The sequence below is a fragment of the Mesorhizobium sp. M0140 genome (genome assembly GCF_040322475.1).
GTDB lineage: Bacteria > Pseudomonadota > Alphaproteobacteria > Rhizobiales > Rhizobiaceae > Mesorhizobium.
Window position 1 is genome coordinate 21700 of record NZ_JAMYTM010000002.1, and the last position, 19626, is coordinate 41325.

A 19626-nucleotide genomic window follows, 5' to 3' on the forward strand; every position below is an offset into this window, starting at 1 on the left:
GGGCTCGGCGCGGCTCGCCGTCCCTTCGGTCGCAGGCAGCAGCGGGGTTCTCGATGTTCTACCAGCTCTATGAGATGAACCACGCCGCCCTGCAGCCGGCGCGCCTCTATGCCGACGCGGTGCGGATGTTTTACTCCAATCCGCTCAATCCGTTTTCCCACACGCAATGGGGCCGTTCGATCGCGGCGACGGCCGAACTGTTCGAGCGCACCACGCGCCGCTACGGCAAGCCGGCCTTCGGCCTGACCAAGACCGTGGTCGACTGGAAGAGCGTCGAGGTCACTGAAAAGACCGTCTGGTCGAAGCCGTTCTGCAATCTCGTCCGCTTCGAGCGCACGGTCCCCGCCGGACGCAAGCCCGATCCGAAGCTTCTGATCGTGGCGCCGATGTCGGGCCACTATGCGACGCTGCTGCGCGGCACGGTCGAAGCCATGCTACCCTATGCCGACGTGCACATCACCGACTGGGTCGATGCCCGCATGGTGCCGCTTGCCGACGGCCAATTCGATCTCGACGACTACATCGACTATGTCATCGACATGCTGCACACGCTGGGGCCGGACACGCATGTGATGGCGGTGTGCCAGCCTTCCGTGCCGGTGCTGGCCGCCGTGGCGCTGATGGAAACCAAGGGCGACCCCTTCGTGCCCTCGACCATGACCTTGATGGGCGGCCCGATCGACACCCGCAGCAACCCGACCGCGGTCAATCTGCTGGCGCAGGAAAAGGGCATCGACTGGTTCCGCGACAATGTCGTGATGCAGGCGCCCTGGCCGGTGCCGGGCTTCGGCCGCGAGGTCTATCCAGGCTTCCTGCAGCTGTCCGGCTTCATGAGCATGAACCTCGACCGCCACATCATCGCTCACAAGGACTTCTTCATGCATCTGGTGAAGCATGATGGCGACAATGCCGAGAAGCACCGGGATTTCTACGACGAGTATCTTGCCGTCATGGACCTGACGGCGGAATTCTACCTGCAGACCGTCGACACGGTCTTCGTGCGCCAGGCCTTGCCCAAGGGCGAGATGACGCATCGCGGCACCAGGATTGATCCGTCGGCGATCCGCAACGTCGCGCTGTTCACGGTCGAAGGCGAAAACGACGACATATCGGGCCTTGGCCAGACCAAGGCGGCGCATGATCTGTGCCCCAACATCCCGGCAGACAGGCATGCCCACTACATGCAGCCGGCGGTTGGCCATTACGGCGTGTTCAACGGTTCGCGCTTCCGTTCCGAAATCGTGCCGCGCATCGTCGACTTCATCACCAGCTATGGCCGCCAGGAGCGTGTCGCGGTGAAACCGAAGCTGGTCCGCGCCGCCAAGAGATAATGCAAGGCCGCCCAAAATTGCGGGGTTTTGGGAAGATGACCTGCATAAACCAAGCTTAACGGCGATAAACCGTGAAATTGGACGGTAAAAGCCGGCTGGCTGGCCGATTCTGTTGCACAAGTGCCGCTGTCCAGCCCCTCGGGTAACCATGCCGACAATCCGACCGTCGTCGTAATTGACACGGACTGTAAATCCCCCTTAACCTTTCGTTAATAACAAAGGGTGAGCGGGGACAATGATTTCCTCATCGATGGCGCGACGGCTGCGCGTGTATGTGGCGGCCGGGCTGGCAATGACGGCGGGCTGGGTGGCACCGGCTTTGGCGGGTGGAGCGATGGCGACCGGGGGGCTCACCTCGCAGCCGATCGGCCACTATGATTTCTGCAAGCTGCATCCGGGCGAGTGCTCGATCCGCCCGACCAATCTGGCGCCGGCTCCGATGAGCGACGGGCTGATGCGCAAGCTTCTCAATGTCACCGCCAGGGTCAACGCCGCCGTCAAGCCGATGAGCGACATGGATATCTACGGCAAGGACGAGGTCTGGGCCTATCCCGACAAGGGCGTCGGCGATTGCGAGGACTATGTGCTGGAAAAGCGGCGCCAGCTTTCGCGCATGAGCATCTCGCTTGCCGATCTTCTGATCACCGTCGTGCGCAAGCCCGACGGCGAGGGTCACGCCGTGCTGACGGTGCGCACCGACGAGGGCGACTATGTGCTCGACAATCTGACCGACAAGGTCAAACCATGGGACGCGACCGGTTACCGCTTCCTCAAGCGGCAGGCGATCGACAACACCGGCCGCTGGGTCTCGATCCGCGGTGGCCAGCAGGTTCTGGTCGGCGCGGTGCAGTAGCTTCTGCACGAACAGGGCGGCATCGGCGATCCTTGGCGCCAGCGTCTCGCTCGTGGCCCGACGCCGCGCGCATCCTCTAATAATCTCGCATCTCTCCGTGAACCATTTCGCTCCGGCCAGCGACACACAGCCGTGAACCGAAACCAACCATGGAGACTTCAGATGACTGCTTTTCTGCGAAACACCCTTCTTGCCGCTCTCGCGGTGTCGAGCATGGCCGGATCCGCCATGGCCGATCAGACCACCACCAGCTGTGCCAAAACCAACCTCAACGATCTCTGGGCCGGCCGCTGTTGCGGTGATGCCGGGGCGTCGGACTGCCTGGGCGGCGGAAACAATGGCCATGGCGGCAATGGCGATCACGGCCGGGGCGGAAATGGCGGCACGGCCGGCAAGAAGTGATCTCACCACTGTGCCCGCTGGCGGTCCGCCGGCGGGCAGTTTCCTTCTGAAGCAGGCGAACTTGCATCACGCTCGGATCGTCGGACTACGGCCGCTGGTTTAACGCCGCGCGGATCGATGCGGTGATGCGGCGGAGCTCGGTTTCGTCGAGTTTCTCGATGTTTTCCGCCAGCAGATTGGCAAGCTCGGTGGCGGCGGGGGAAAGACCCGACGTGTCGAGTTTTACACGCGGATGCGAGGCCTCGGCCAGCCGCGCCAGTTCCTCGGCATCGTCCCAGATGATGTTGAAATAGCCGATGATCTTCTGGATCAGCGTCCAGGTCGGGGCACCGCGCCTGCCATGTTCGAGCGCCGACAGATAGGCGGCGCTGACGCCGATCGCCGCCGCCATGTCCTTCTGGCGGACACCGCGTTCGCTCCTAAGCGTCCGCAGCTTCTCTCCGAACGGGGTCATGTCCCCACCCTCATGATAGAGCTCCTCACAGGCGCGCCCGCCGCAGGCGGATATAGAGCGCACCCGAACCGCCATGATTGCGGGCGGCATGGTCGTGGCTGGAGACCAGCGGCCGGAAGGCGGGCGTCGACAGCCAGGCCGGTACCGCGCGCCGCAACACGCCATCGCCGCCGGAGGACGAGCCCTTGCCGGTGATGACCAGGACATAGCGGACGCCGCCGGCATGCGCCCGGTGCAGGAATGAAAACAGCAGCGAATAGGCCTCGTCCTGGGTCAGGCCGTGCAGATCGACGCGGCCCTCGATCGGCAGCCGGCCCTTCGACAGCTTGTCCAAGGTCGGTTCGTCGAGCGCATGCGCGACATGCTGCGTCTTTGGTTTGGCTGCCCCGGGATTGGCCATGGGCTGAACCGGTTGCGGCTGACTTGGCCTGACCTCGGCAGGGATTTCAGGGATGTCGACGGCAAATTTGCCCTTCAGCGGCTTGGCCGTGCGCGCCACCAGGTTCCACAGAACCCGGTCGTCCTCGCTGAGCTTGTCCGGGCGCCGGGTCATCGGACCGCACCTGCAACGAGCGCGCGCGGGATCAGCGCATAAAAATCCGCGGCATTGCGGACCACGCCGGCGATCTCGCCCGCGGCATCGCCCGAACCGGCGAACAGGTCGCCCCGCGCGGACCCGGTGATGGCCGAGCCGGTGTCCTGCGCGATCATCAGCCGGCGGAACGGTTCTGCGTCGAAAGCAGTCAGCGTCGGTGCGTCGATGTAAAAAGGCGTGCCGAATGTATGCAGCAGGCGGTCGACGGCGATCGAGCGGCCCGGCGTCAGCGGCACCTTGGCGGCGGCGATCGGGCCAAGGGCCGCGTCCTCGACATCGGCCTCGCGGAAGAAGATGTAAGAGCGGTTCTGCCGCAGGATCTCGTCGACGCGGCCCGGATGCGCCTTGAACCAGGCGCGGATCGACTGCATCGTCACCTTCTCCAGCGGGATCTCGCCAAGCTCGCTCAAGATCTTGCCGGATCCGGTGAAGCGCTGGCCGGATTTGGCGGCATAGGTGACGCGGACAAGCCGGCCGTCGGTCATGGCGAGGCGTGCGGCACCTTGCACGTGAATGAAGAAGGCATCGACCTTGTCGGCCAGCCAGGCGATTTCCAGACCCTTGCCGTCGAGCGCGCCACGCTCGATCTCGCCACGGTCGGGATACTCGACCGGCCCGCTCGGCGTCTGGCGCGCGAAAGCGAGGTAGGGATCCAGGCCGGGCGGCCGGTTGCTCTCGTCGATATCGACGAGATCGGCCGGGCGCGACAGCAACGGCACCGAAAACCGATCCGTGCGCACCGGTGACGCCTCGACCTGCGGCTCATAGAAACCAGTGACGAGCCCGGCGCCGGCATGTTCGGCGGGGATAAGCGCCGGGACGAAATGGCGCTCGAAGAAGGCGCGGGCTTCCCCGCGGGTCGGCGACTGATTCGCCGGCGAAACGGTCCGGGCCTTGGCGTAGGCATCGGCAAAGGCGTCGAAGTCGATGCCGAGCGCACCACTGCGATAGGGTTTGGTCAGGACATGGAAGGCCGAGCGGCGAAAGGCGGCGAAAGCCGCCGAATGGTCGTCATCTCCCCAGCCGGGCAGGTCGCCGAAGGCTTTCTCGACAAAAAGAGGCGATAGCGACACCGGAGCCTCGCCGCGTGTTTCCGAACTAGTCTTCTTCCTCGGTGGCGACGAGCTTCCAGTTCGGGTCGCGCGAGCGCGTGTCGCGGGCGAAGGTCCAGACATCCTTGACCTCTGCGACGGTTTCCGGGTCGCCGTCGATGACCGCGCCGGCCTTGTCGCGGGTCGCCGAAATCAGCTCGCTGATGATGCGCAGCGTGACATGCGCCTCGCCGCCCTTCATCTCGGCCGAGACGATGTCGGCCTTGTCGATGCCGACGAAGGAGGACTGGATCTTTTCCGCCTTGGCCTCGCGCTCACCGATGGCGGCGACAAAGCCGTCATAGACCTCGCGCGACAACAGGTTCTTCAGCGTTTTGCGATCGCCGTCGGCATAGGCCATGACGATCATCTCGTAATCCATCTTGGCGCCGTCGACGAAACCCTTCGGCTCGAAGGACGGATCATTGTCCTTGATCGTGCGCAGACCCTTGTTGAGGTCGGTATCGGGCTTGGCGAAAGCGTCGATCGCGGCATAGGTGTCGGGAGCCGGCTCGCCTGGCGGGCGCTTGCGCGGCAGCGAGACGACGTTTTCGGATTTCTGGGCGGCATCCTTGTCGCCGGTGCGAGCCGCCGAATAGGGATCGAAGGGCGGCCGTTCGCTGCCGGTGCGGCGGCCCAGCACGTTGCGCAGCTGGAAAAAGATGACCACCGCCGCAATCAGAAAGAAAATCGTGCCGAAGTCGAAGAATCCCATATCTTCCGCCAATCAATCCCTGCCCTGTGGCCGGACCGTCAGGCCCAATGGCCACGGTCGCATAGCGTTCAACATTCAAAGCATATAGAACGCAAGGCGCAATCATTCAAATCAAAGGCAGGCATACCTATCTAACAGCCTCAGTGCCAGCGGCGATTGCTAGCTGGCGGCCAAAACAATCAAAACGATCATAGCGATCGAAAAAGGCTGGCAAGACTTGCGCATTTCGCTGCTTCCCTTCTTTCTCCTCGCGCTTCCGCTGCTGGAAATCGCCGGTTTCGTCATCGTCGGCCGTGAGGTCGGCGCGCTGGCAACGGTCGGCCTCGTGCTGGCCTCGAGCATCGCCGGCGTGCTTTTGCTCCGGTACCAGGGCTTTGGTGTCATGGCCCGCATCCGCACCGAGATGGCCGCCGGCCAGAACCCAAGCCGCCACCTTGCGCACGGCGCCATGATCGTGGTTGCGGCGATCCTCCTGATCATCCCCGGCTTCATATCAGACATCATCGGCCTGCTGCTGTTCCTGCCGCCGTTGCGTGACTTTGCCTGGAACCGGTTCAAGGGCCGCATTGTCGTCGCCACCAATTTCTCGACCGGCGGTTTTCGCAGCCGCCAGCGCGACAGGGTCATCGACCTCGAAGACGGCGACTATTCGCGCGAGGACGATCTGAAGCGCGGCCCGGATCACAACTCGCCGTGGCGCCGCCTGAAGGACGATTAGGGCGCCGTCCCATCTATATCCGCAGCCGAGAAGCAAGGCGGCAAACCTTGTCTTGTCATCCCCGCCATGGTAGCGAACGCCCGATTTCAATTCGGTCAGCGACGCTGCCCAGGCAAGAGGACAAGGCTTATGGCCAGCAAGGATGACGCGCCGGTCGGCGCAGCCAACGGAAACGGCAATGCGGCGCAGCCGTCGCTCAACGTTCTGGCGCAATATGTGAAGGACCTGTCGTTCGAAAGCCCCGGCGCGCCGAATTCGCTGCGCGGCCGCGACAAGGCGCCGGGCATCGCCATCAACGTCAACGTCAACGCCAACCCGCTCTCCGACAAGCAGTTCGACGTCAATCTGACGCTGAACGCCAAGGCGTCCTTCGACCAGGAAGTGCTGTTCAATGTCGAGCTGGTCTATGGCGGCGTGTTCGCCATCGCAGGCTTTCCGCAGGAGCACATGCTGCCGATCCTGTTCATCGAATGCCCGCGCCTTTTGTTCCCGTTCGCCCGGCAGATCATCGCCGAGGCAACCCGCAATGGCGGCTTCCCGCCGCTGATGCTCGACCCGATCGACTTCGCCCAGATGTTCCAGCAGAAGCTGGCCGAGGACGAGGCGTCCAAGGTCAAGGTGAGCTGAGGCCTGCTGTCATCGTTGTTGTTTCTGAGAACCCGGCCTTGTGCCGGGTTTTCTGTTTGGAACGCTGGCGGGGCAGCGCCCCTTCGAGGTTGGCTGAAGGCCCCTCGCGTCTTCGTCATCCTAGGGCGGAGCAAGGAGCGTAGCGACGCAGCGCAGACCCTAGGATCCATGCCGTGACATTCGCCTTAGAATGCAACGGATCAGAATGGCGCTTGTCCCCGCGCCTGTGCTCGCTACGCTAAAACCATGACCGGTTATGTCTACATGACTGCGAGCCAGAAAGGTGGCACCCTCTATATCGGTGTCACCAACGACCTCGGTCGCCGCATGCCGGAGCACAAGTCGGGCCAAGGCTCTAATTTCACCAGCCGCTACGGTGTTCAGCGGTTGGTCTGGTACGAGGAGTTTTTCGACATCACCGATGCGATCCAACGTGAGAAGTCCCTGAAGCGCTGGCCGCGCCAATGGAAGATCGAATTGATCGAAAAGGCCAATCCAGAGTGGTTCGAGCTGTTTCGCGGGACGGGGTGGTAACGCTCGGTTTCTTGCACCGCCGGAACATATCATCACCGTCACGGCATGGATCTTAGGTCTGCGCCGCGTCGCTTCGCTCCTTGCTTCGCCCTAGGATGACGAAGTTATCGGGTCCGCTGCCAATCTTGAGGGTCGGCCCTTCCAGCCTTGCCGCCATCGCTTCTCTAACTGCCAGCAGCAACCTTCAGCCACAACGCCTTCTCACCCAACGTCCCGACCATGCCGGCGTGCGCGGCGCGTTCGGCTTCGGTGAGGCGGGGCCGCAGGGGTGCCGGGCGCTGGCTGATGATGATCTCGATCTGGCGGACATTTTCGCCTTGCGCCGGCGCGGTGGCGCTGTCGAGGATAAGGGCCGCCTGCTTGCCGCCGATCAGCTCGATATAGACCTCGGCCAGCAATTCGGAATCGAGCAGGGCGCCGTGCTTGGTGCGCCTGGTGTTGTCGATGCCGTAACGCCGGCAGAGCGCATCGAGCGAATTCGGCCCCATCGGGTGCTTGCGGCGCGCCAGCGCCAGCGTATCGACGACGAGGCCGTTGTCGATGACGGGATGACCGAGCCGGCCGAATTCAACGTTCAGGAAGCCGATGTCGAAGGTTGCGTTGTGGGCGACCAGCTTGGCGCCGTCGGTGAAGTCCAGCCATTCCTGCACAATCTCGGCAAAGGTCGGCTTGCCCGCGAGGTCCGCCGCGCTGATGCCGTGCACCGCCTGTGCCTCGGCATGGATCGCGCGCCCTTGCGGGTTGATGTAGTGGTGGAAGGTCTTTCCGGTCGGGAAGCGGTTGACCAGCTCGACGCCGCCCAGCTCGATCACGCGGTCGTCGCGCAAATCGAGGCCGGTGGTTTCCGTGTCGAAGATGATCTCACGCATCGAATCAGTCGCTCCAAAGGAGCAGAATCATGAGACCGGAACAAAATGGCAATGGGAAACGAAGCTGATCAGGGCAATCACTACAGGTTTGCGCTGCCCCTCATCGCCCTGCCGGGCACTTCTCCCCGTATAGTGACGGGGAGAACGACGCCTTCGCAAAGGATTTCGCCAATCTCCTGCGTTAGCAAGAGAGTAGCCGAGGTCGCGGCCAGCTCCTTCTCCCCGTCACTATACGGGGAGAAGATGCCGGCAGGCAGATGAGGGGCGGCGCTGACGTTGACAGACGGCAGCCAGTGTCAATGGCCCGGCTTGCCGACCCCGATCAGTTCCGCAATGATCGCATTCACCTGATCCCGCGCGGCGTCCAGCCCCTGGCCGGTGTCGACCACGAAATCGGCCTGACGACGCTTTTCCGCATCCGGCACCTGCTTGGCCAGGATCGACGCCAGTTTTTCCTCGGTCATGCCTGGCCGCGCCAGCACACGCTCGCGCTGGGTCTCGGCCGATGCGGTGACGACGACGACCTTGTCGACGCGGTTGCGGCCGCCGGTTTCGAACAGCAGGGGAATATCGAGGACGGCGATCGGCGCGCCTGATCCACGATGCCTGGCCAGAAAGGTATCGGCGTCGGCGCGCACCAGCGGGTGAATGATCGCCTCGAGCCGCTTCAGCCCGGCGGCGTCGCCGAGCACGCGCGCGCCAAGTTTTGTCCGGTCGACCACCCCGGCAGATGTGGTGCCCGGAAACGCCGCCTCGACCAAAGGGGCTGCCTTGCCGGCATAGAGGCGATGCACCGTCTCGTCGGAATCATGGACCGGCACGCCGGCGTCAGTGAACATCCTGGCCGTGGTCGACTTGCCCATGCCGATCGAGCCTGTGAGGCCGAGCACGATCATGGTTTTGGTACCAGATCGGCAACAATGATCGCCCGGAGTTCGGCCGTCACCCGCGGCCTGACACCGAACCATCGTTCGAAGCCGGGCACGGCCTGATGCAGCAGCATGCCGAGGCCGTCGACCGTCTTCAGCTTTCGCGCGCGGGCGGCCGCGAGCAGCGGCGTCTCCAGCGGCACATAGACGATGTCGGTGACGATGGCATGGTCGGGCAGCCGGGCGGGATCGGCCGACAGGCCTTCATTGCCATGCATGCCGAGCGCCGTGGTGTTGACCAGCAGGCCGGCATCGCCGAGCAGTTCATCCGTAGCCGCCATGCCATGCGCCGACACGCCGGCGCCGAAACGATCGCGCAGTTCTATAGCCCGGGAGAGCGTACGGTTGACGATGCGGATGTCGGTCACGCCGCGCTCCTTCAGCGCATGGATGACGGCGCGCGACGCGCCGCCGGCGCCAAGCACGACCGCCGGGCCCTTGCTCGCCCAGCCCGGCGCATGATCGTCGAGGTTGGCGGCAAAGCCGTGACCGTCGGTGTTGCCGCCCCACAGGACGCCATCCTCGAACCACAGCGTGTTGACGGCGCCGATTTCTTGCGCCGCCTGGTCGCGGCGTTCGGCCAATGCGAAAGCCGCTTCCTTGTGCGGGATGGTGATGTTGCCGCCGCGGTAATTGTTTGCCTGCAGCGTTTTCACGAATACGGCAAAGTCTTGCGGCGCGATATCGATGGCCCGGTAGCTCCCGTCGATGCCATGTTTGGCCAGCCAGTGGCCATGAATCTTCGGCGAGCGCGAATGCTTGACCGGATGGCCCGACACGAAGGCTTTTTTCGACGCCTCAGCCATCGATCGCTCCCAGCGTGCGCAGTTCGGCCAGCAGCGGCAGAAGCGGCAGGCCGACAATGGTGAAATGATCGCCCTCGATTTTCTCGAACAATTGAATGCCTTCGCCTTCGATCTGATAGGCGCCGACGCTTCCCAGCGCCTTGGCGCCGACGCGGGCGAGATGGCGGCCGATGAAGGCCGGGTCGAGCTTGCGCATGGTCATCGAGGCGATGCCGACATGCCGCCACAAAACCCTGCCGTCGCGGACCAGAACAGCGGCGCTGTTGAGCTGATGGGTCTTGCCCGACAGCGCCAAGAGATGACGGCGTGCGCCTTCCCTATCGGCCGGCTTGTGGAACACCTCGTCGCCAAGGGACAGCGTCTGGTCGCAGCCCAGAACCAGGGCGCCCGGCCTGCGCTCGCTGACTTCGGTGGCCTTGGCCTCGGCCAGCACCAGGGCGACGTCCTCGGGCGAGACGCCGCTATCCTGCAAAGGCCCCTCGAGCGCCCGCTCGTCGACTTCAGCCGGCACCGCCTCGACATCGACGCCGGCATTGACGAGCATCGCCTTGCGGAACGGGCTGCCTGAAGCGAGGATGAGTTTTTCAGTCATGGTTTTTACGCCTGGTTTTCTGGCACCGACTAGGGTGTTGAGATTCAGGTCAGGCCGAGTCGAAAATGGTGGCTTCCGAGAACCGGAGCGGAGCGTACTTAAAGTACGTGAGCACCGGAAGCGCAGGAAGCCGCCATTTGCAGGCCGGCATCACCTGAATATCGACGCCCTAGCGCGTCTTCCCCCGCAGGGCAACGATGGCCGCCGCCGTTTCCTCGATCGAGCGGCGGCTGACGTCGATCATCGGCCAGCCATGGCGCGTGCAGATCTTGCGGGCATAGGCGAGCTCTTCGCTGATCGCCGCGCGGTCGACATAATCCGATGCCTCATACGAGCTGCTGTTGCCGAGGATGCGGTTTTGCCGGACATGCGAGATGCGCTCGGCGGTGGCGATCAGCCCGACGATCAGGGGCTTGCTGGCGGCAACCAGGCTTTCCGGCACCGGCACGCCGAGCACGATCGGGATGTTGGCGGTCTTGATGCCGCGGTTGGCGAGATAGATGCTGGTCGGCGTCTTCGACGTGCGAGAAATGCCGATCAGCACCACATCGGCATCGTCCATATTGAGCGGCAATTGGCCGTCATCATGGTCCATGGTGAAATTGAGCGCATCGATGCGGCGGAAATATTCGGCGTCGAGGACATGCTGGGCGCCGACGCGGCGGCCGGCCGGGGTGCCGAGATAGGACTGGAACACGGTCAGCACCGGCTCCAGCACCGATACACAGGGCAGGCCCATGGCCGCGCAGCGCTCGTCGATGCCGCGCGCCAGCTTCTGGTCGACGACCGTATAGAGGATGATGCCCGGCTCTTCCTCGATGTCCTCGAACACCTTCGCCACCTGCTTTTCGGTGCGGATCAGCGGATAGATATGCTCTATGGCGCGCGCGTCCTTGTACTGCGCCGAAGCTGCCCGGCCGGCGGCAAGCAGCGTTTCGCCGGTCGCGTCGGAAATCAGGTGCAGGTGGAAGAAGCTCTGGGGTTTGTTCACAGGGGTCACCTGGGGCTGTGGGCTTCTGTGGATAAAGCGGGATGAAAAGACGGGCCTGTCGGAGGCGACTGTATCAGATGGCAGTTTGTCCACAATTCGATGCGCTGTCAGCTTCGTCGGGCGACTGGGGACAAGTTTGGGGACGGCTTTTTTCGACTACGGTCCGTCCACAGGACCCGCCTTTCACCGCTGTGCCTAACACTTTGACTCAATTGATCGATTCGGAGCTATCCCCAGAACCCTACATCTGGGAAAAAGAAGCACGCGACAATATGTTGGCTGGTGTTTTCCGGGGCAAAGCGGGACAGGTGACAACCACCAGAACCAACAGACTCTTAGAATCAGAAGAATTTTAGATATAAGAATCTTTGATTATAGAAGAGGCTGGGAGAAGCGAGCGCCCGATGCCCCAGAACCGGATCATGCTGGATGTCCTCAGGGGCAAGGCCCATTTTCCGCCTCCGCTCTGGATGATGCGTCAGGCCGGGCGCTATCTGCCGGAGTATCGGGAGACACGCAGGCGAGCAGGCTCGTTCCTGGATCTCTGCTACGATCCCGACCTTGCGGTCGAAGTGACCTTGCAGCCGATCGAGCGTTTTGGTTTCGATGCCTCGATCCTGTTTTCCGATATCCTTGTCGTTCCGCATGCGCTTGGCCGTGACGTGCGCTTCGAAGAGGGCAGAGGGCCGCTGCTGACGCCGATCACCGCGCCGGAGATTTTGGCTCTGGAAGGCAAGGTGTTTCACGTGAATCTCGAACCGGTCTACGAGACGGTTCGCCGGTTGCGGGCCAAACTGCCCGAAGAGACAACCCTGATAGGCTTCTGCGGCGCGCCGTGGACGGTGGCGACCTACATGATCGCCGGCCATGGCACACCCGACCAGGCGCCGGCGCGGCTTTTTGCCTATCGCGAGCCGGTGGCGTTTCAACGACTGCTGAAGGTGCTTGCCGAACATTCGGCCGCCTATCTCATCCGCCAGATCGAGGCGGGTGCGGATGTGGTGCAGATTTTCGATTCCTGGTCCGGCGTGCTGGACGATGAAACTTTCGACCTGTTCTGCGTTCAGCCAATGGCCGAGATCGTTGGCCGGGTGCGGGCGGTTCATCCCGATGTTCCGATCATCGGTTTTCCCAAGGGCGCCGGTTCGCGCTACCGGACCTATCGGCAAAAGACCGGCGTAACGGCGCTGGGGATCGACTGGACGGTGCCCTTGGTCGCGGCGAAGGAATTGCAGCGCTCAGGTGCGGTTCAGGGCAATCTCGATCCCTTGCGGCTCGTGGCTGGCGGCAAGGCGCTGTCGGATGGCGTCGAGGCGATCCTGGGAGCGCTGGGAGACGGGCCGCTGATCTTCAACCTCGGCCACGGCATCACGCCGGAGACGCCGATCGCCCATGTCGAGGCGATGGTGAAACAGGTGCGGAGCGCGACACGCTGATGGCTCAGATGAACAACACGAACAGCACCGGCCAGGCGATGATGCGCATGATATCAGGTATCGCCGTACTGGTCGTTTTCACCGCGCTTTTGTATTTCGCGGCACCCGACAGTTTCTATCCCTGGGCCAAGGCGATCCATATCCTCGCCGTCATCTCATGGATGGCGGGCATGCTCTATCTGCCGCGGCTGCTGGTCTATCACGCCGATGCCGAGAAGGGCTCGGTGCAGTCGGAAACCTTCAAGGTGATGGAGCGGCGCCTGCTGCGGGGCATCATCAACCCGGCGATGATCGTCACCTGGGTGTTCGGCCTGTGGCTCGCCTGGAAGGGTTTTGGTTTCCAGGGCGGCTGGCTGCACGCCAAGATCGGAGCGGTGCTTTTGCTGTCGGCCATGCATGGCTATCTCTCGGGCGCGGTGCGCAAATTCGCCGAGGACCGCAATGAAAAACCGGCCAGGCACTGGCGAATGGTCAACGAGATCCCCACATTGCTGATGATCGCAATCGTCATCCTGGTGGTGGTCAAGCCGTTCTGATGCATGTCGATCAAAACGGCCAGGAGCCAGCGACAGGCATTGATGCGTTTTAAGCCTTCATAGGCCACGCAAAACGCAGCTTGCTCTTTCACCCGACCGACGATAAAAGACGGGTCTTCCTTCCCGTCATGCGCCGCCCCTCGTTGTTTTCGGCCGCGCCCGGCATTTGTCGCATCCCGCCGATATTTTCCCAAAGCCTACCCAGACTCCATCTATTCCCAGACTCAATCTACCAAGGTCCGTCTATGCAAGAAATGAAACTCGCCGAGTTCAAGAACAAGAAACCGCCAGAGCTGATCGCTTATGCCGAATCGCTCGAGGTCGAAAACGCCAGCGTCATGCGCAAGCAGGAGCTGATGTTTGCGATCCTGAAGAAGCTGGCCGCCCAGGAGATCGAGATCATCGGTGATGGCGTGGTCGAGGTGCTGCAGGACGGTTTCGGCTTCCTGCGCTCCGCCAACGCCAATTATCTGCCAGGTCCCGACGACATCTATATTTCGCCGTCGCAGATCCGGCGCTTTTCGCTGAAGACCGGCGATACGGTCGAAGGGCCGATCCGCAGCCCGAAAGAGGGCGAGCGCTATTTCGCGCTGCTCAAGGTCAACACCATCAATTTCGACGATCCCGAGAAGATCCGTCACAAGATCCACTTCGACAATCTGACGCCGCTCTATCCGACCAAGCGGCTGAAGATGGAAATCGAGAATGTGACCACCAAGGACATCTCGGCCCGGGTGATCGACCTCGTCGCGCCGATCGGCAAGGGACAGCGCGCTTTGATCAACGCGCAGCCGCGTACCGGCAAGACGGTTCTGATGCAGAACATCGCCCACTCGATCACCGCCAACCATCCGGAATGCTATCTGATCGTGCTTCTGATCGACGAGCGGCCGGAAGAAGTGACCGACATGCAGCGCTCGGTGAAGGGCGAGGTGATCTCCTCGACCTTCGACGAGCCGGCGGTGCGCCACGTGCAGGTCGCCGAAATGGTCATCGAAAAGGCCAAGCGCCTGGTCGAACATGGCCGCGATGTCGTCATCCTGCTCGATTCGATCACCCGCCTCGGCCGCGCCTACAACACCGTCGTGCCGTCATCCGGCAAGGTGCTGACCGGTGGTGTCGACGCCAACGCCCTGCAGCGGCCGAAGCGCTTCTTCGGCGCGGCCCGCAACATCGAGGAAGGCGGCTCGCTGACCATCATCGCCACCGCGCTGATCGATACCGGCAGCCGCATGGACGAAGTCATCTTCGAAGAGTTCAAGGGCACCGGCAACTGCGAAATCCAGCTCGACCGCAAAGTGGCCGACAAGCGCATCTATCCGGCCATGGACATCTTGAAGTCCGGCACCCGCAAGGAAGACTTGCTGGTTTCCAAGCAGGATCTGCAGAAGATCTTCGTGCTGCGCCGCATCCTGGCGCCGATGGGAACCACCGACGCGATCGAGTTCCTGATCGACAAGCTCAAGCAGACCAAGACCAATGCGGATTTCTTCGATTCGATGAACACGTAAAGGTCAGGCCGAAATCTTCCGGCTTATGTATTGAAGCCCCATTCCGGAAGACCGGGATGGGGTTTTTCATTGTCCGGCGGCAGGTCGCTTTCCCGATATAGGGCGGCTGTATGTGGCGGCAGACGATTCTCCCTTCATGCAAAGCTCGTGTCTGCAAACTGGAAGCAGCGATGTGAAGAAGACGATCCCGACCCTGATCGGCTTTTCGGCCATCCTGACCTGGTCTTTCCTGGCGCTGCTTTCGACCGCCGCTGGCCCGATCCCGCCGTTTCAGCTGGCAGCCATGACCTTCCTGCTCGGAGGGCTGGTCGGCGCCGGCAGCTGGATCTTCCGCCCAGGCGCGATCCGATCGCTGCGGCAGCCATGGCCGGTCTGGGCGATCGGCACGGCGGGACTGTGCATCTACCACTGCGCCTATTTCTTTGCGATCCAGTCGGCGCCGCCGGTCGAGGTCAGCCTGATCGCCTATCTCTGGCCATTGCTGATCGTCGTCTTTGCAGCCTTCCTGCCCGGTGAAAGGCTGAAGGCTCACCACGTCGTGGGCGTCGTTCTCGGGCTTGCCGGCGCCATCGTGGTGATCACCAAGGGCGGCAATGTCGGCCTAGCCAATGGGGTGATGAAGGGCCATGTCATCGCGCTGTTCTGCGCCTTCATCTGGGCTGGCTATTCCGTCCTGTCACGCCGCTTCGGTCAGGTGCCGACGGATGTCGTGGCCGGTTATTGCTTCATCACGGCGGCGGTCGCTTTCTCGCTGCACCTGATGCTCGAGACCACGGTCTGGCCGCAGACGCCGACGCAGTGGACGGCTATCGTCATTCTGGGCACGATTCCTCTGGGAGCCGGCTTCTACGCCTGGGATTTTGGCTGCAAGCACGGGGACATCATGATCCTCGGCGCCCTGTCCTACGCCGCGCCGCTGTTGTCGGTCATCGTGCTGTTGCTGGCAGGCTTTGGCGTCTTCCACTGGTCGGTGGCGCTCGCCTGCGTGCTGATCACCATTGGCGCGGTGGTTGCTGCCAGGGATTTGCTGTTCAAGCGCCGGCCGGCTGGTTCTTCGACCGAGGCGTTCTCCGAGCCGGCGCAAGGCGCCTGACCTATTGGTGGTTGAGAAGGCGTTCCAGCTCTTCGGGATCCGTGACGGCGGGAAGACAAACCTGGCCGGTGCAGAGCCAGGCGCCCGCTTTATCGGTCGGCGGCAGCATCCCGCCGGGTAGCAAGGGTCGATTCGTATCCGTACCGATCGGCACGATGATGTCCACCCGCCTTGGATCCGGGTTTTGATTCGCAACCGGAACGAGCTTTGGATCGCCCAGCGTATCGACGATGACCAGTTTGAGCGGCTCGATCGCCAGCGCGCAGGCGTTGACGATGCCGGCCTGGCCATAGGCTTGGTTTGCGGCACGGCCGGCGGCATGTTCGGCGACCTCCCAGGCTTTCTCGTGCAGCTCGAGATCGCCGGTGACGGAGGCGAGCCGGACCAGTGCTTCGATGATTTGGCCGGTGGCGGACGGAATGGCCTCGTCGACATCGCCGCGGATGCGGATCGGCACGTCGGTGCTGTCCGAGGCAGTCAGGTAATAACCTGCCTTTTCGGTATCGGCGTGCCAATGGTCGAGCTGCTCGACAAACTGGCCGGCCTGGTCGACATAGCTCCAATCCCCAGTGGCCTCGAACAGCGAGATGGCTGCGTTGGTCATGGCGGCATAGTCGCTGGACAAAGCAGGAAACAGTTTTCTGGCGCCGAGCATCGAATGCGGCAAGCGGCCGTCGCGGCTGGCAGCGCGGATATGGGCAAAGGCTTTTGCCGCCGCATCGATCCAGTCAGGCCGCGCCAGCGACCGGCCGGCTTCTGCAATCGCCGCGATCATCTGGCCGTTCCAGTCGGTGAGGGTCTTTGCGTCAAGGCCGGGCCTGACCCGCTCTTCCCGGACTGCAAGGAGTTTCCCCTTGAGCGGGCTGATCTCTTCGCGATCGATCACATATTGCGATTGCTGGGACAGGGTTTGGTGAACAACCGGCTTGCCTTCCCAGCCATGCGGGCTGGAGAGCGTGAAGTGATTGACAAACAAGGCGGAATCGTCACCGAGTGCGGCCTCGACCTCGTCTTTGCTCCAAGTGTAGAACAGCCCTTCCTCGCCGTCGCTGTCGGCGTCGAGACTGGCGGCAAATGCGCCGCCGTCGACGCGCATTTCGCGCAGCAGCCAGTCGATCGTCTCTTCGATTCGGACCCGGAACAACTCGTTGCCGCTTGCGGCATAGGCCCAGTTGCAGAAGCGGATCAGCTGGGCATTGTCGTAAAGCATCTTTTCGAAATGCGGCACCAGCCATTCGGCGTCGGTCGAGTAACGGCTGAGCCCGCCGCCGATATGGTCGTAGATGCCGCCGCTCACCATCTGCTCAAGACTGAGTAGGACGTCGTCGCGGTGGCTGGCGTTGCCGTCGCGCAGCCAGGACAGCCACAGCGTTTGCATGAACGGTGCATTGGGAAATTTCGGCGCGCCGCGCAAGCCGCCGAGATCGCGGTCGATCATGCCGTCTATGCCCTTGGCAAGCTCAGCCAGCGTGCCGCGATCGAGCCCTGTTTTCGCATGCGAGCCGGCAAGCCGCGCCTCGACATGTATGGTCAGGCCGTCGGCACTCTGGTTGAGGCTCGCCCGCTTCTCGCACCAGGCCTTGTCCACCGCCTCCATCACCTGGATGAAACCGGGGCGGCCATAGCGTGGCTCGCGCGGAAAATAGGTGCCGCCCCAGAACGGCTTGCCGTCCGGCGTCAGGAACATGGTCAGCGGCCAGCCGCCTTGCTCGCCCATGGCGGAGAGTGCGGCCATATAGATCTGATCGATGTCGGGACGCTCCTCGCGGTCGACCTTGATATTGACGAACAGACGGTTCATGACGGCGGCGACACCATCGTTCTCGAAGCTTTCATGCGCCATGACATGGCACCAATGGCAGGCGGCATAGCCGACCGAGAGCAGGATCGGCCTGTCCAGCGCCTTCGCCTCCTCGAGCGAAGCCGGCGACCAGGCCCGCCAGTGGACGGGATTGCCGCTGTGCTGCTGCAGATAGGGGCTGGCTTCTTCGGCAAGCAGGTTTTGCGCTGGCAGCGTCACTGGGCAAACTCGGGTGCGATTGGCTGATGGGTGTAAAGCTAGGGCGGTTCGGTAGAGCGGGCAAATGATTTCAAGCGGTTCCATCGTAGCGCTGTCGAGCGGCCGGCTCCCGGCCGGCGTCGCCGTCATCCGTATTTCCGGCCCGCAGACTCGATTCGTAATCGAAACGATTGCCGGCGGCATGGTTAAGGACCGCTCGGCAGTTCTGCGCCGATTCAGGGCACCCGATGGGACCGTGCTCGACACTGGCCTGGTCGTTTTCTTTCGCGGTCCGGCCAGTTTCACCGGCGAGGACGTTGCGGAATTCCACGTCCATGGCGGTCGTGCCGTTGTGGCAAAAGTGCTGGAGACGATCGCAGGCCATGACGGCGTCAGGCACGCGGAACCCGGCGAATTCACGCGCCGCGCCTTTCTCAACGGCAAGGTCGACCTGGTCGAGACCGAGGCGTTGGCGGATCTCGTCAATGCTGAGACCGAGGCGCAGCGGCGTTTTGCCGTTCAAAATGCCGAAGGCGTCCAGAGCGAACTCTATCTTGGCTGGCGCCGCAGACTGATCCATGCCCGGGCCATGATCGAGGCGGAAATCGATTTCGCCGATGAGGACGATGTCCCCGGTTCCGTTTCGGATACGGTCTGGTCTGATGTCAGGACCATGATCGGCGAGATCGATCGCCACATCGCCGGGTTTCGCGGCGCCGAGATCATTCGCGACGGCTTCGAGGTCGTTATCCTTGGCGCGCCCAACGCCGGTAAGTCGAGTCTGTTCAATGCCCTGGCCCGGCGGGATGCCGCTATAGTAACGGATGAACCCGGCACGACGCGGGATCTGCTTGAAGTGACACTTGATCTCGGGGGGCTGCGGGTCCGGCTTACCGATACGGCCGGGCTGCGCGATGCGCCGGGCAAGGTCGAGGCGATCGGCATCGAGAAGGCGAGGGCCAAGGCGCATGGCGCCGATCTGTTGCTGTTGCTGCAGGACGTTGCGGACCCCAGGGACATCGGTCTGCTACCGACCGGCGCTCCGAGCTTGCGGGTCGGCACTAAGCTTGATCTGCTGGAAGACCGCGCTGCAATCGATGCGGCCGCGGACTATGACCTCATCATTTCGGTAAAAAACGGGACGGGCGTGGAGAGACTGCTGGCGGAAATCGGCCGGCGAGCTGCGGAAGCAGCCGGCAGCGTCGGTGATGTCCTGCCATCGCGCCTGCGCCACGTCGAATTGCTTGGCGCAGCGAATATCCACCTGCTTCGCGCAACCGACGGCCAGACTGTCGGGCAAGAATTGCGCGCCGAAGAGTTGCGGCTTGCCGCGGATCGCCTGGGCCGTATTTTCGGCGCCATCGACGTCGAGGACATGCTGGACGTGATCTTCTCGCAGTTCTGTATTGGCAAATGACTCACGTGAAACAATGGGTCCTCGAACAGGAATTGGTTTCTGGCGCAGAGGCTTGACGGCGCGCTTGGGCCGCATGCGTTGGCAATTGGCGGAAACGCTTAACGTTTCGTCAGCCACGGCGGAGCAG

Annotated in this window: 21 protein-coding genes; 11 read left to right on the forward strand and 10 right to left on the reverse strand. The window is 62.8% G+C overall.

What is annotated here, in order from left to right; genetic code table 11:
- The first annotated feature begins 53 nt into the window (after nt 1-53).
- The 3 genes from NKJ37_RS02125 to NKJ37_RS02135 all read left to right on the forward strand — a co-directional run bounded on the left by NKJ37_RS02125 (nt 54) and on the right by NKJ37_RS02135 (nt 2586).
- Nucleotides 54-1331, forward strand: a complete 1278-nt coding sequence (locus NKJ37_RS02125; RefSeq protein WP_128305614.1) for a polyhydroxyalkanoate depolymerase — start codon at nt 54-56, stop codon at nt 1329-1331.
- Nucleotides 1332-1566: 235 nt separating this feature from the next.
- Nucleotides 1567-2184, forward strand: coding sequence for a transglutaminase-like cysteine peptidase (locus NKJ37_RS02130; RefSeq protein WP_128305613.1), 618 nt, complete (start codon nt 1567-1569; stop codon nt 2182-2184).
- Nucleotides 2185-2346: 162 nt separating this feature from the next.
- Nucleotides 2347-2586, forward strand: a complete 240-nt coding sequence (locus NKJ37_RS02135) for a hypothetical protein (protein ID WP_023813425.1) — start codon at nt 2347-2349, stop codon at nt 2584-2586.
- 85 nt (nt 2587-2671) lie between these two features.
- Here NKJ37_RS02135 and NKJ37_RS02140 read toward each other — a convergent pair whose 3' ends face one another.
- From NKJ37_RS02140 to NKJ37_RS02155, 4 genes are read right to left on the reverse strand one after another with little or no spacing between them, the layout of a single operon-like run.
- A complete protein-coding gene (locus tag NKJ37_RS02140) occupies nt 2672-3040 on the reverse strand; it encodes a helix-turn-helix domain-containing protein (RefSeq protein ID WP_013528719.1) in 369 nt (122 codons plus the stop codon).
- A gap of 25 nt (nt 3041-3065) precedes the next feature.
- Nucleotides 3066-3593, reverse strand: coding sequence for a Smr/MutS family protein (locus NKJ37_RS02145; RefSeq protein ID WP_023813424.1), 528 nt, complete (start codon nt 3591-3593; stop codon nt 3066-3068).
- On the reverse strand, nt 3590-4708 hold the full coding sequence (gene mltA, locus NKJ37_RS02150; RefSeq protein ID WP_023813423.1) for a murein transglycosylase A: 1119 nt from the start codon (nt 4706-4708) through the stop codon (nt 3590-3592). The genes NKJ37_RS02145 and mltA overlap by 4 nt, the downstream gene beginning before the upstream one ends.
- Before the next feature lie 25 nt (nt 4709-4733).
- Nucleotides 4734-5441, reverse strand: a complete 708-nt coding sequence (locus tag NKJ37_RS02155; RefSeq protein ID WP_352772412.1) for a Tim44/TimA family putative adaptor protein — start codon at nt 5439-5441, stop codon at nt 4734-4736.
- Nucleotides 5442-5658: 217 nt separating this feature from the next.
- Between NKJ37_RS02155 and NKJ37_RS02160 the strand changes: the two genes are divergently transcribed.
- The 3 genes from NKJ37_RS02160 to NKJ37_RS02170 all read left to right on the forward strand — a co-directional run bounded on the left by NKJ37_RS02160 (nt 5659) and on the right by NKJ37_RS02170 (nt 7320).
- Complete coding sequence (locus tag NKJ37_RS02160; RefSeq protein WP_352772415.1) at nt 5659-6159, forward strand: FxsA family protein; 501 nt, start codon at nt 5659-5661, stop codon at nt 6157-6159.
- A gap of 129 nt (nt 6160-6288) precedes the next feature.
- Complete coding sequence (gene secB / locus NKJ37_RS02165) at nt 6289-6786, forward strand: protein-export chaperone SecB (protein ID WP_023813420.1); 498 nt, start codon at nt 6289-6291, stop codon at nt 6784-6786.
- 246 nt (nt 6787-7032) lie between these two features.
- Nucleotides 7033-7320, forward strand: coding sequence for a GIY-YIG nuclease family protein (locus NKJ37_RS02170; RefSeq protein ID WP_023813419.1), 288 nt, complete (start codon nt 7033-7035; stop codon nt 7318-7320).
- A 164-nt stretch (nt 7321-7484) separates the two neighbouring features.
- Here the strand turns inward: NKJ37_RS02170 and dnaQ are convergent, their stop codons facing one another.
- From dnaQ to NKJ37_RS02195, 5 genes are all read right to left on the reverse strand, one after another.
- Entirely contained in the window at nt 7485-8189 is a 705-nt protein-coding gene (gene dnaQ / locus NKJ37_RS02175; protein ID WP_352772418.1) for a DNA polymerase III subunit epsilon, read from the reverse strand.
- A gap of 296 nt (nt 8190-8485) precedes the next feature.
- A complete protein-coding gene (gene coaE / locus NKJ37_RS02180) occupies nt 8486-9085 on the reverse strand; it encodes a dephospho-CoA kinase (RefSeq protein WP_352555698.1) in 600 nt (199 codons plus the stop codon).
- Nucleotides 9082-9924 (reverse strand): shikimate dehydrogenase, encoded by an 843-nt coding sequence (locus tag NKJ37_RS02185; RefSeq protein ID WP_352555697.1) that lies wholly within the window; start codon nt 9922-9924, stop codon nt 9082-9084. The genes coaE and NKJ37_RS02185 overlap by 4 nt, the downstream gene beginning before the upstream one ends.
- Nucleotides 9917-10516 (reverse strand): Maf-like protein, encoded by a 600-nt coding sequence (locus NKJ37_RS02190; RefSeq protein ID WP_352772422.1) that lies wholly within the window; start codon nt 10514-10516, stop codon nt 9917-9919. Before NKJ37_RS02190 ends, NKJ37_RS02185 begins: the two co-directional genes overlap by 8 nt.
- Before the next feature lie 169 nt (nt 10517-10685).
- Nucleotides 10686-11600: a pyruvate, water dikinase regulatory protein gene (locus NKJ37_RS02195; protein ID WP_502897117.1), complete on the reverse strand. Its 915-nt coding sequence runs from the start codon at nt 11598-11600 to the stop codon at nt 10686-10688.
- Between the two features lie 311 nt (nt 11601-11911).
- Between NKJ37_RS02195 and hemE the strand changes: the two genes are divergently transcribed.
- The 4 genes from hemE (at nt 11912) to yddG (ending at nt 16083) form a co-directional block, all read left to right on the forward strand.
- Nucleotides 11912-12943 carry a uroporphyrinogen decarboxylase gene (hemE, locus tag NKJ37_RS02200; protein WP_352772425.1) on the forward strand — a complete coding sequence of 344 codons (1032 nt, stop codon included), beginning with the start codon at nt 11912-11914 and terminating at the stop codon, nt 12941-12943.
- The gene (hemJ, locus tag NKJ37_RS02205; protein WP_352772428.1) at nt 12943-13479 is read left to right on the forward strand and encodes a protoporphyrinogen oxidase HemJ; all 537 of its coding nucleotides are present in this window, start codon (nt 12943-12945) and stop codon (nt 13477-13479) included. The genes hemE and hemJ overlap by 1 nt, the downstream gene beginning before the upstream one ends.
- Nucleotides 13480-13724: 245 nt before the next feature.
- Entirely contained in the window at nt 13725-14990 is a 1266-nt protein-coding gene (rho, locus tag NKJ37_RS02210; RefSeq protein ID WP_013528732.1) for a transcription termination factor Rho, read from the forward strand.
- A 172-nt stretch (nt 14991-15162) separates the two neighbouring features.
- Nucleotides 15163-16083: an aromatic amino acid exporter YddG gene (gene yddG / locus NKJ37_RS02215; protein WP_352772432.1), complete on the forward strand. Its 921-nt coding sequence runs from the start codon at nt 15163-15165 to the stop codon at nt 16081-16083.
- A 1-nt stretch (nt 16084) separates the two neighbouring features.
- Here the strand turns inward: yddG and NKJ37_RS02220 are convergent, their stop codons facing one another.
- A complete protein-coding gene (locus NKJ37_RS02220) occupies nt 16085-18103 on the reverse strand; it encodes a thioredoxin domain-containing protein (RefSeq protein WP_352772435.1) in 2019 nt (672 codons plus the stop codon).
- A gap of 64 nt (nt 18104-18167) precedes the next feature.
- On the opposite strand from NKJ37_RS02220, the gene mnmE reads away from it, so the two are divergent.
- Nucleotides 18168-19499, forward strand: coding sequence for a tRNA uridine-5-carboxymethylaminomethyl(34) synthesis GTPase MnmE (gene mnmE, locus NKJ37_RS02225; RefSeq protein ID WP_352772438.1), 1332 nt, complete (start codon nt 18168-18170; stop codon nt 19497-19499).
- Nucleotides 19500-19626 lie beyond the last annotated feature (127 nt).

Coding starts and splice junctions, on each gene's coding strand:
- NKJ37_RS02125 (WP_128305614.1), top strand. CDS start 54: ATGTTCTACCAGCTCTATGAGATGAACCACGCCGCCCTGCAGCCGGCG.
- NKJ37_RS02130 (WP_128305613.1), top strand. CDS start 1,567: ATGATTTCCTCATCGATGGCGCGACGGCTGCGCGTGTATGTGGCGGCC.
- NKJ37_RS02135 (WP_023813425.1), top strand. CDS start 2,347: ATGACTGCTTTTCTGCGAAACACCCTTCTTGCCGCTCTCGCGGTGTCG.
- NKJ37_RS02140 (WP_013528719.1), bottom strand. CDS start 3,040: ATGACCCCGTTCGGAGAGAAGCTGCGGACGCTTAGGAGCGAACGCGGT.
- NKJ37_RS02145 (WP_023813424.1), bottom strand. CDS start 3,593: ATGACCCGGCGCCCGGACAAGCTCAGCGAGGACGACCGGGTTCTGTGG.
- NKJ37_RS02155 (WP_352772412.1), bottom strand. CDS start 5,441: ATGGGATTCTTCGACTTCGGCACGATTTTCTTTCTGATTGCGGCGGTG.
- secB (WP_023813420.1), top strand. CDS start 6,289: ATGGCCAGCAAGGATGACGCGCCGGTCGGCGCAGCCAACGGAAACGGC.
- NKJ37_RS02170 (WP_023813419.1), top strand. CDS start 7,033: ATGACCGGTTATGTCTACATGACTGCGAGCCAGAAAGGTGGCACCCTC.
- dnaQ (WP_352772418.1), bottom strand. CDS start 8,189: ATGCGTGAGATCATCTTCGACACGGAAACCACCGGCCTCGATTTGCGC.
- coaE (WP_352555698.1), bottom strand. CDS start 9,085: ATGATCGTGCTCGGCCTCACAGGCTCGATCGGCATGGGCAAGTCGACC.
- NKJ37_RS02185 (WP_352555697.1), bottom strand. CDS start 9,924: ATGGCTGAGGCGTCGAAAAAAGCCTTCGTGTCGGGCCATCCGGTCAAG.
- NKJ37_RS02190 (WP_352772422.1), bottom strand. CDS start 10,516: ATGACTGAAAAACTCATCCTCGCTTCAGGCAGCCCGTTCCGCAAGGCG.
- hemE (WP_352772425.1), top strand. CDS start 11,912: ATGCCCCAGAACCGGATCATGCTGGATGTCCTCAGGGGCAAGGCCCAT.
- hemJ (WP_352772428.1), top strand. CDS start 12,943: ATGGCTCAGATGAACAACACGAACAGCACCGGCCAGGCGATGATGCGC.
- rho (WP_013528732.1), top strand. CDS start 13,725: ATGCAAGAAATGAAACTCGCCGAGTTCAAGAACAAGAAACCGCCAGAG.
- mnmE (WP_352772438.1), top strand. CDS start 18,168: ATGATTTCAAGCGGTTCCATCGTAGCGCTGTCGAGCGGCCGGCTCCCG.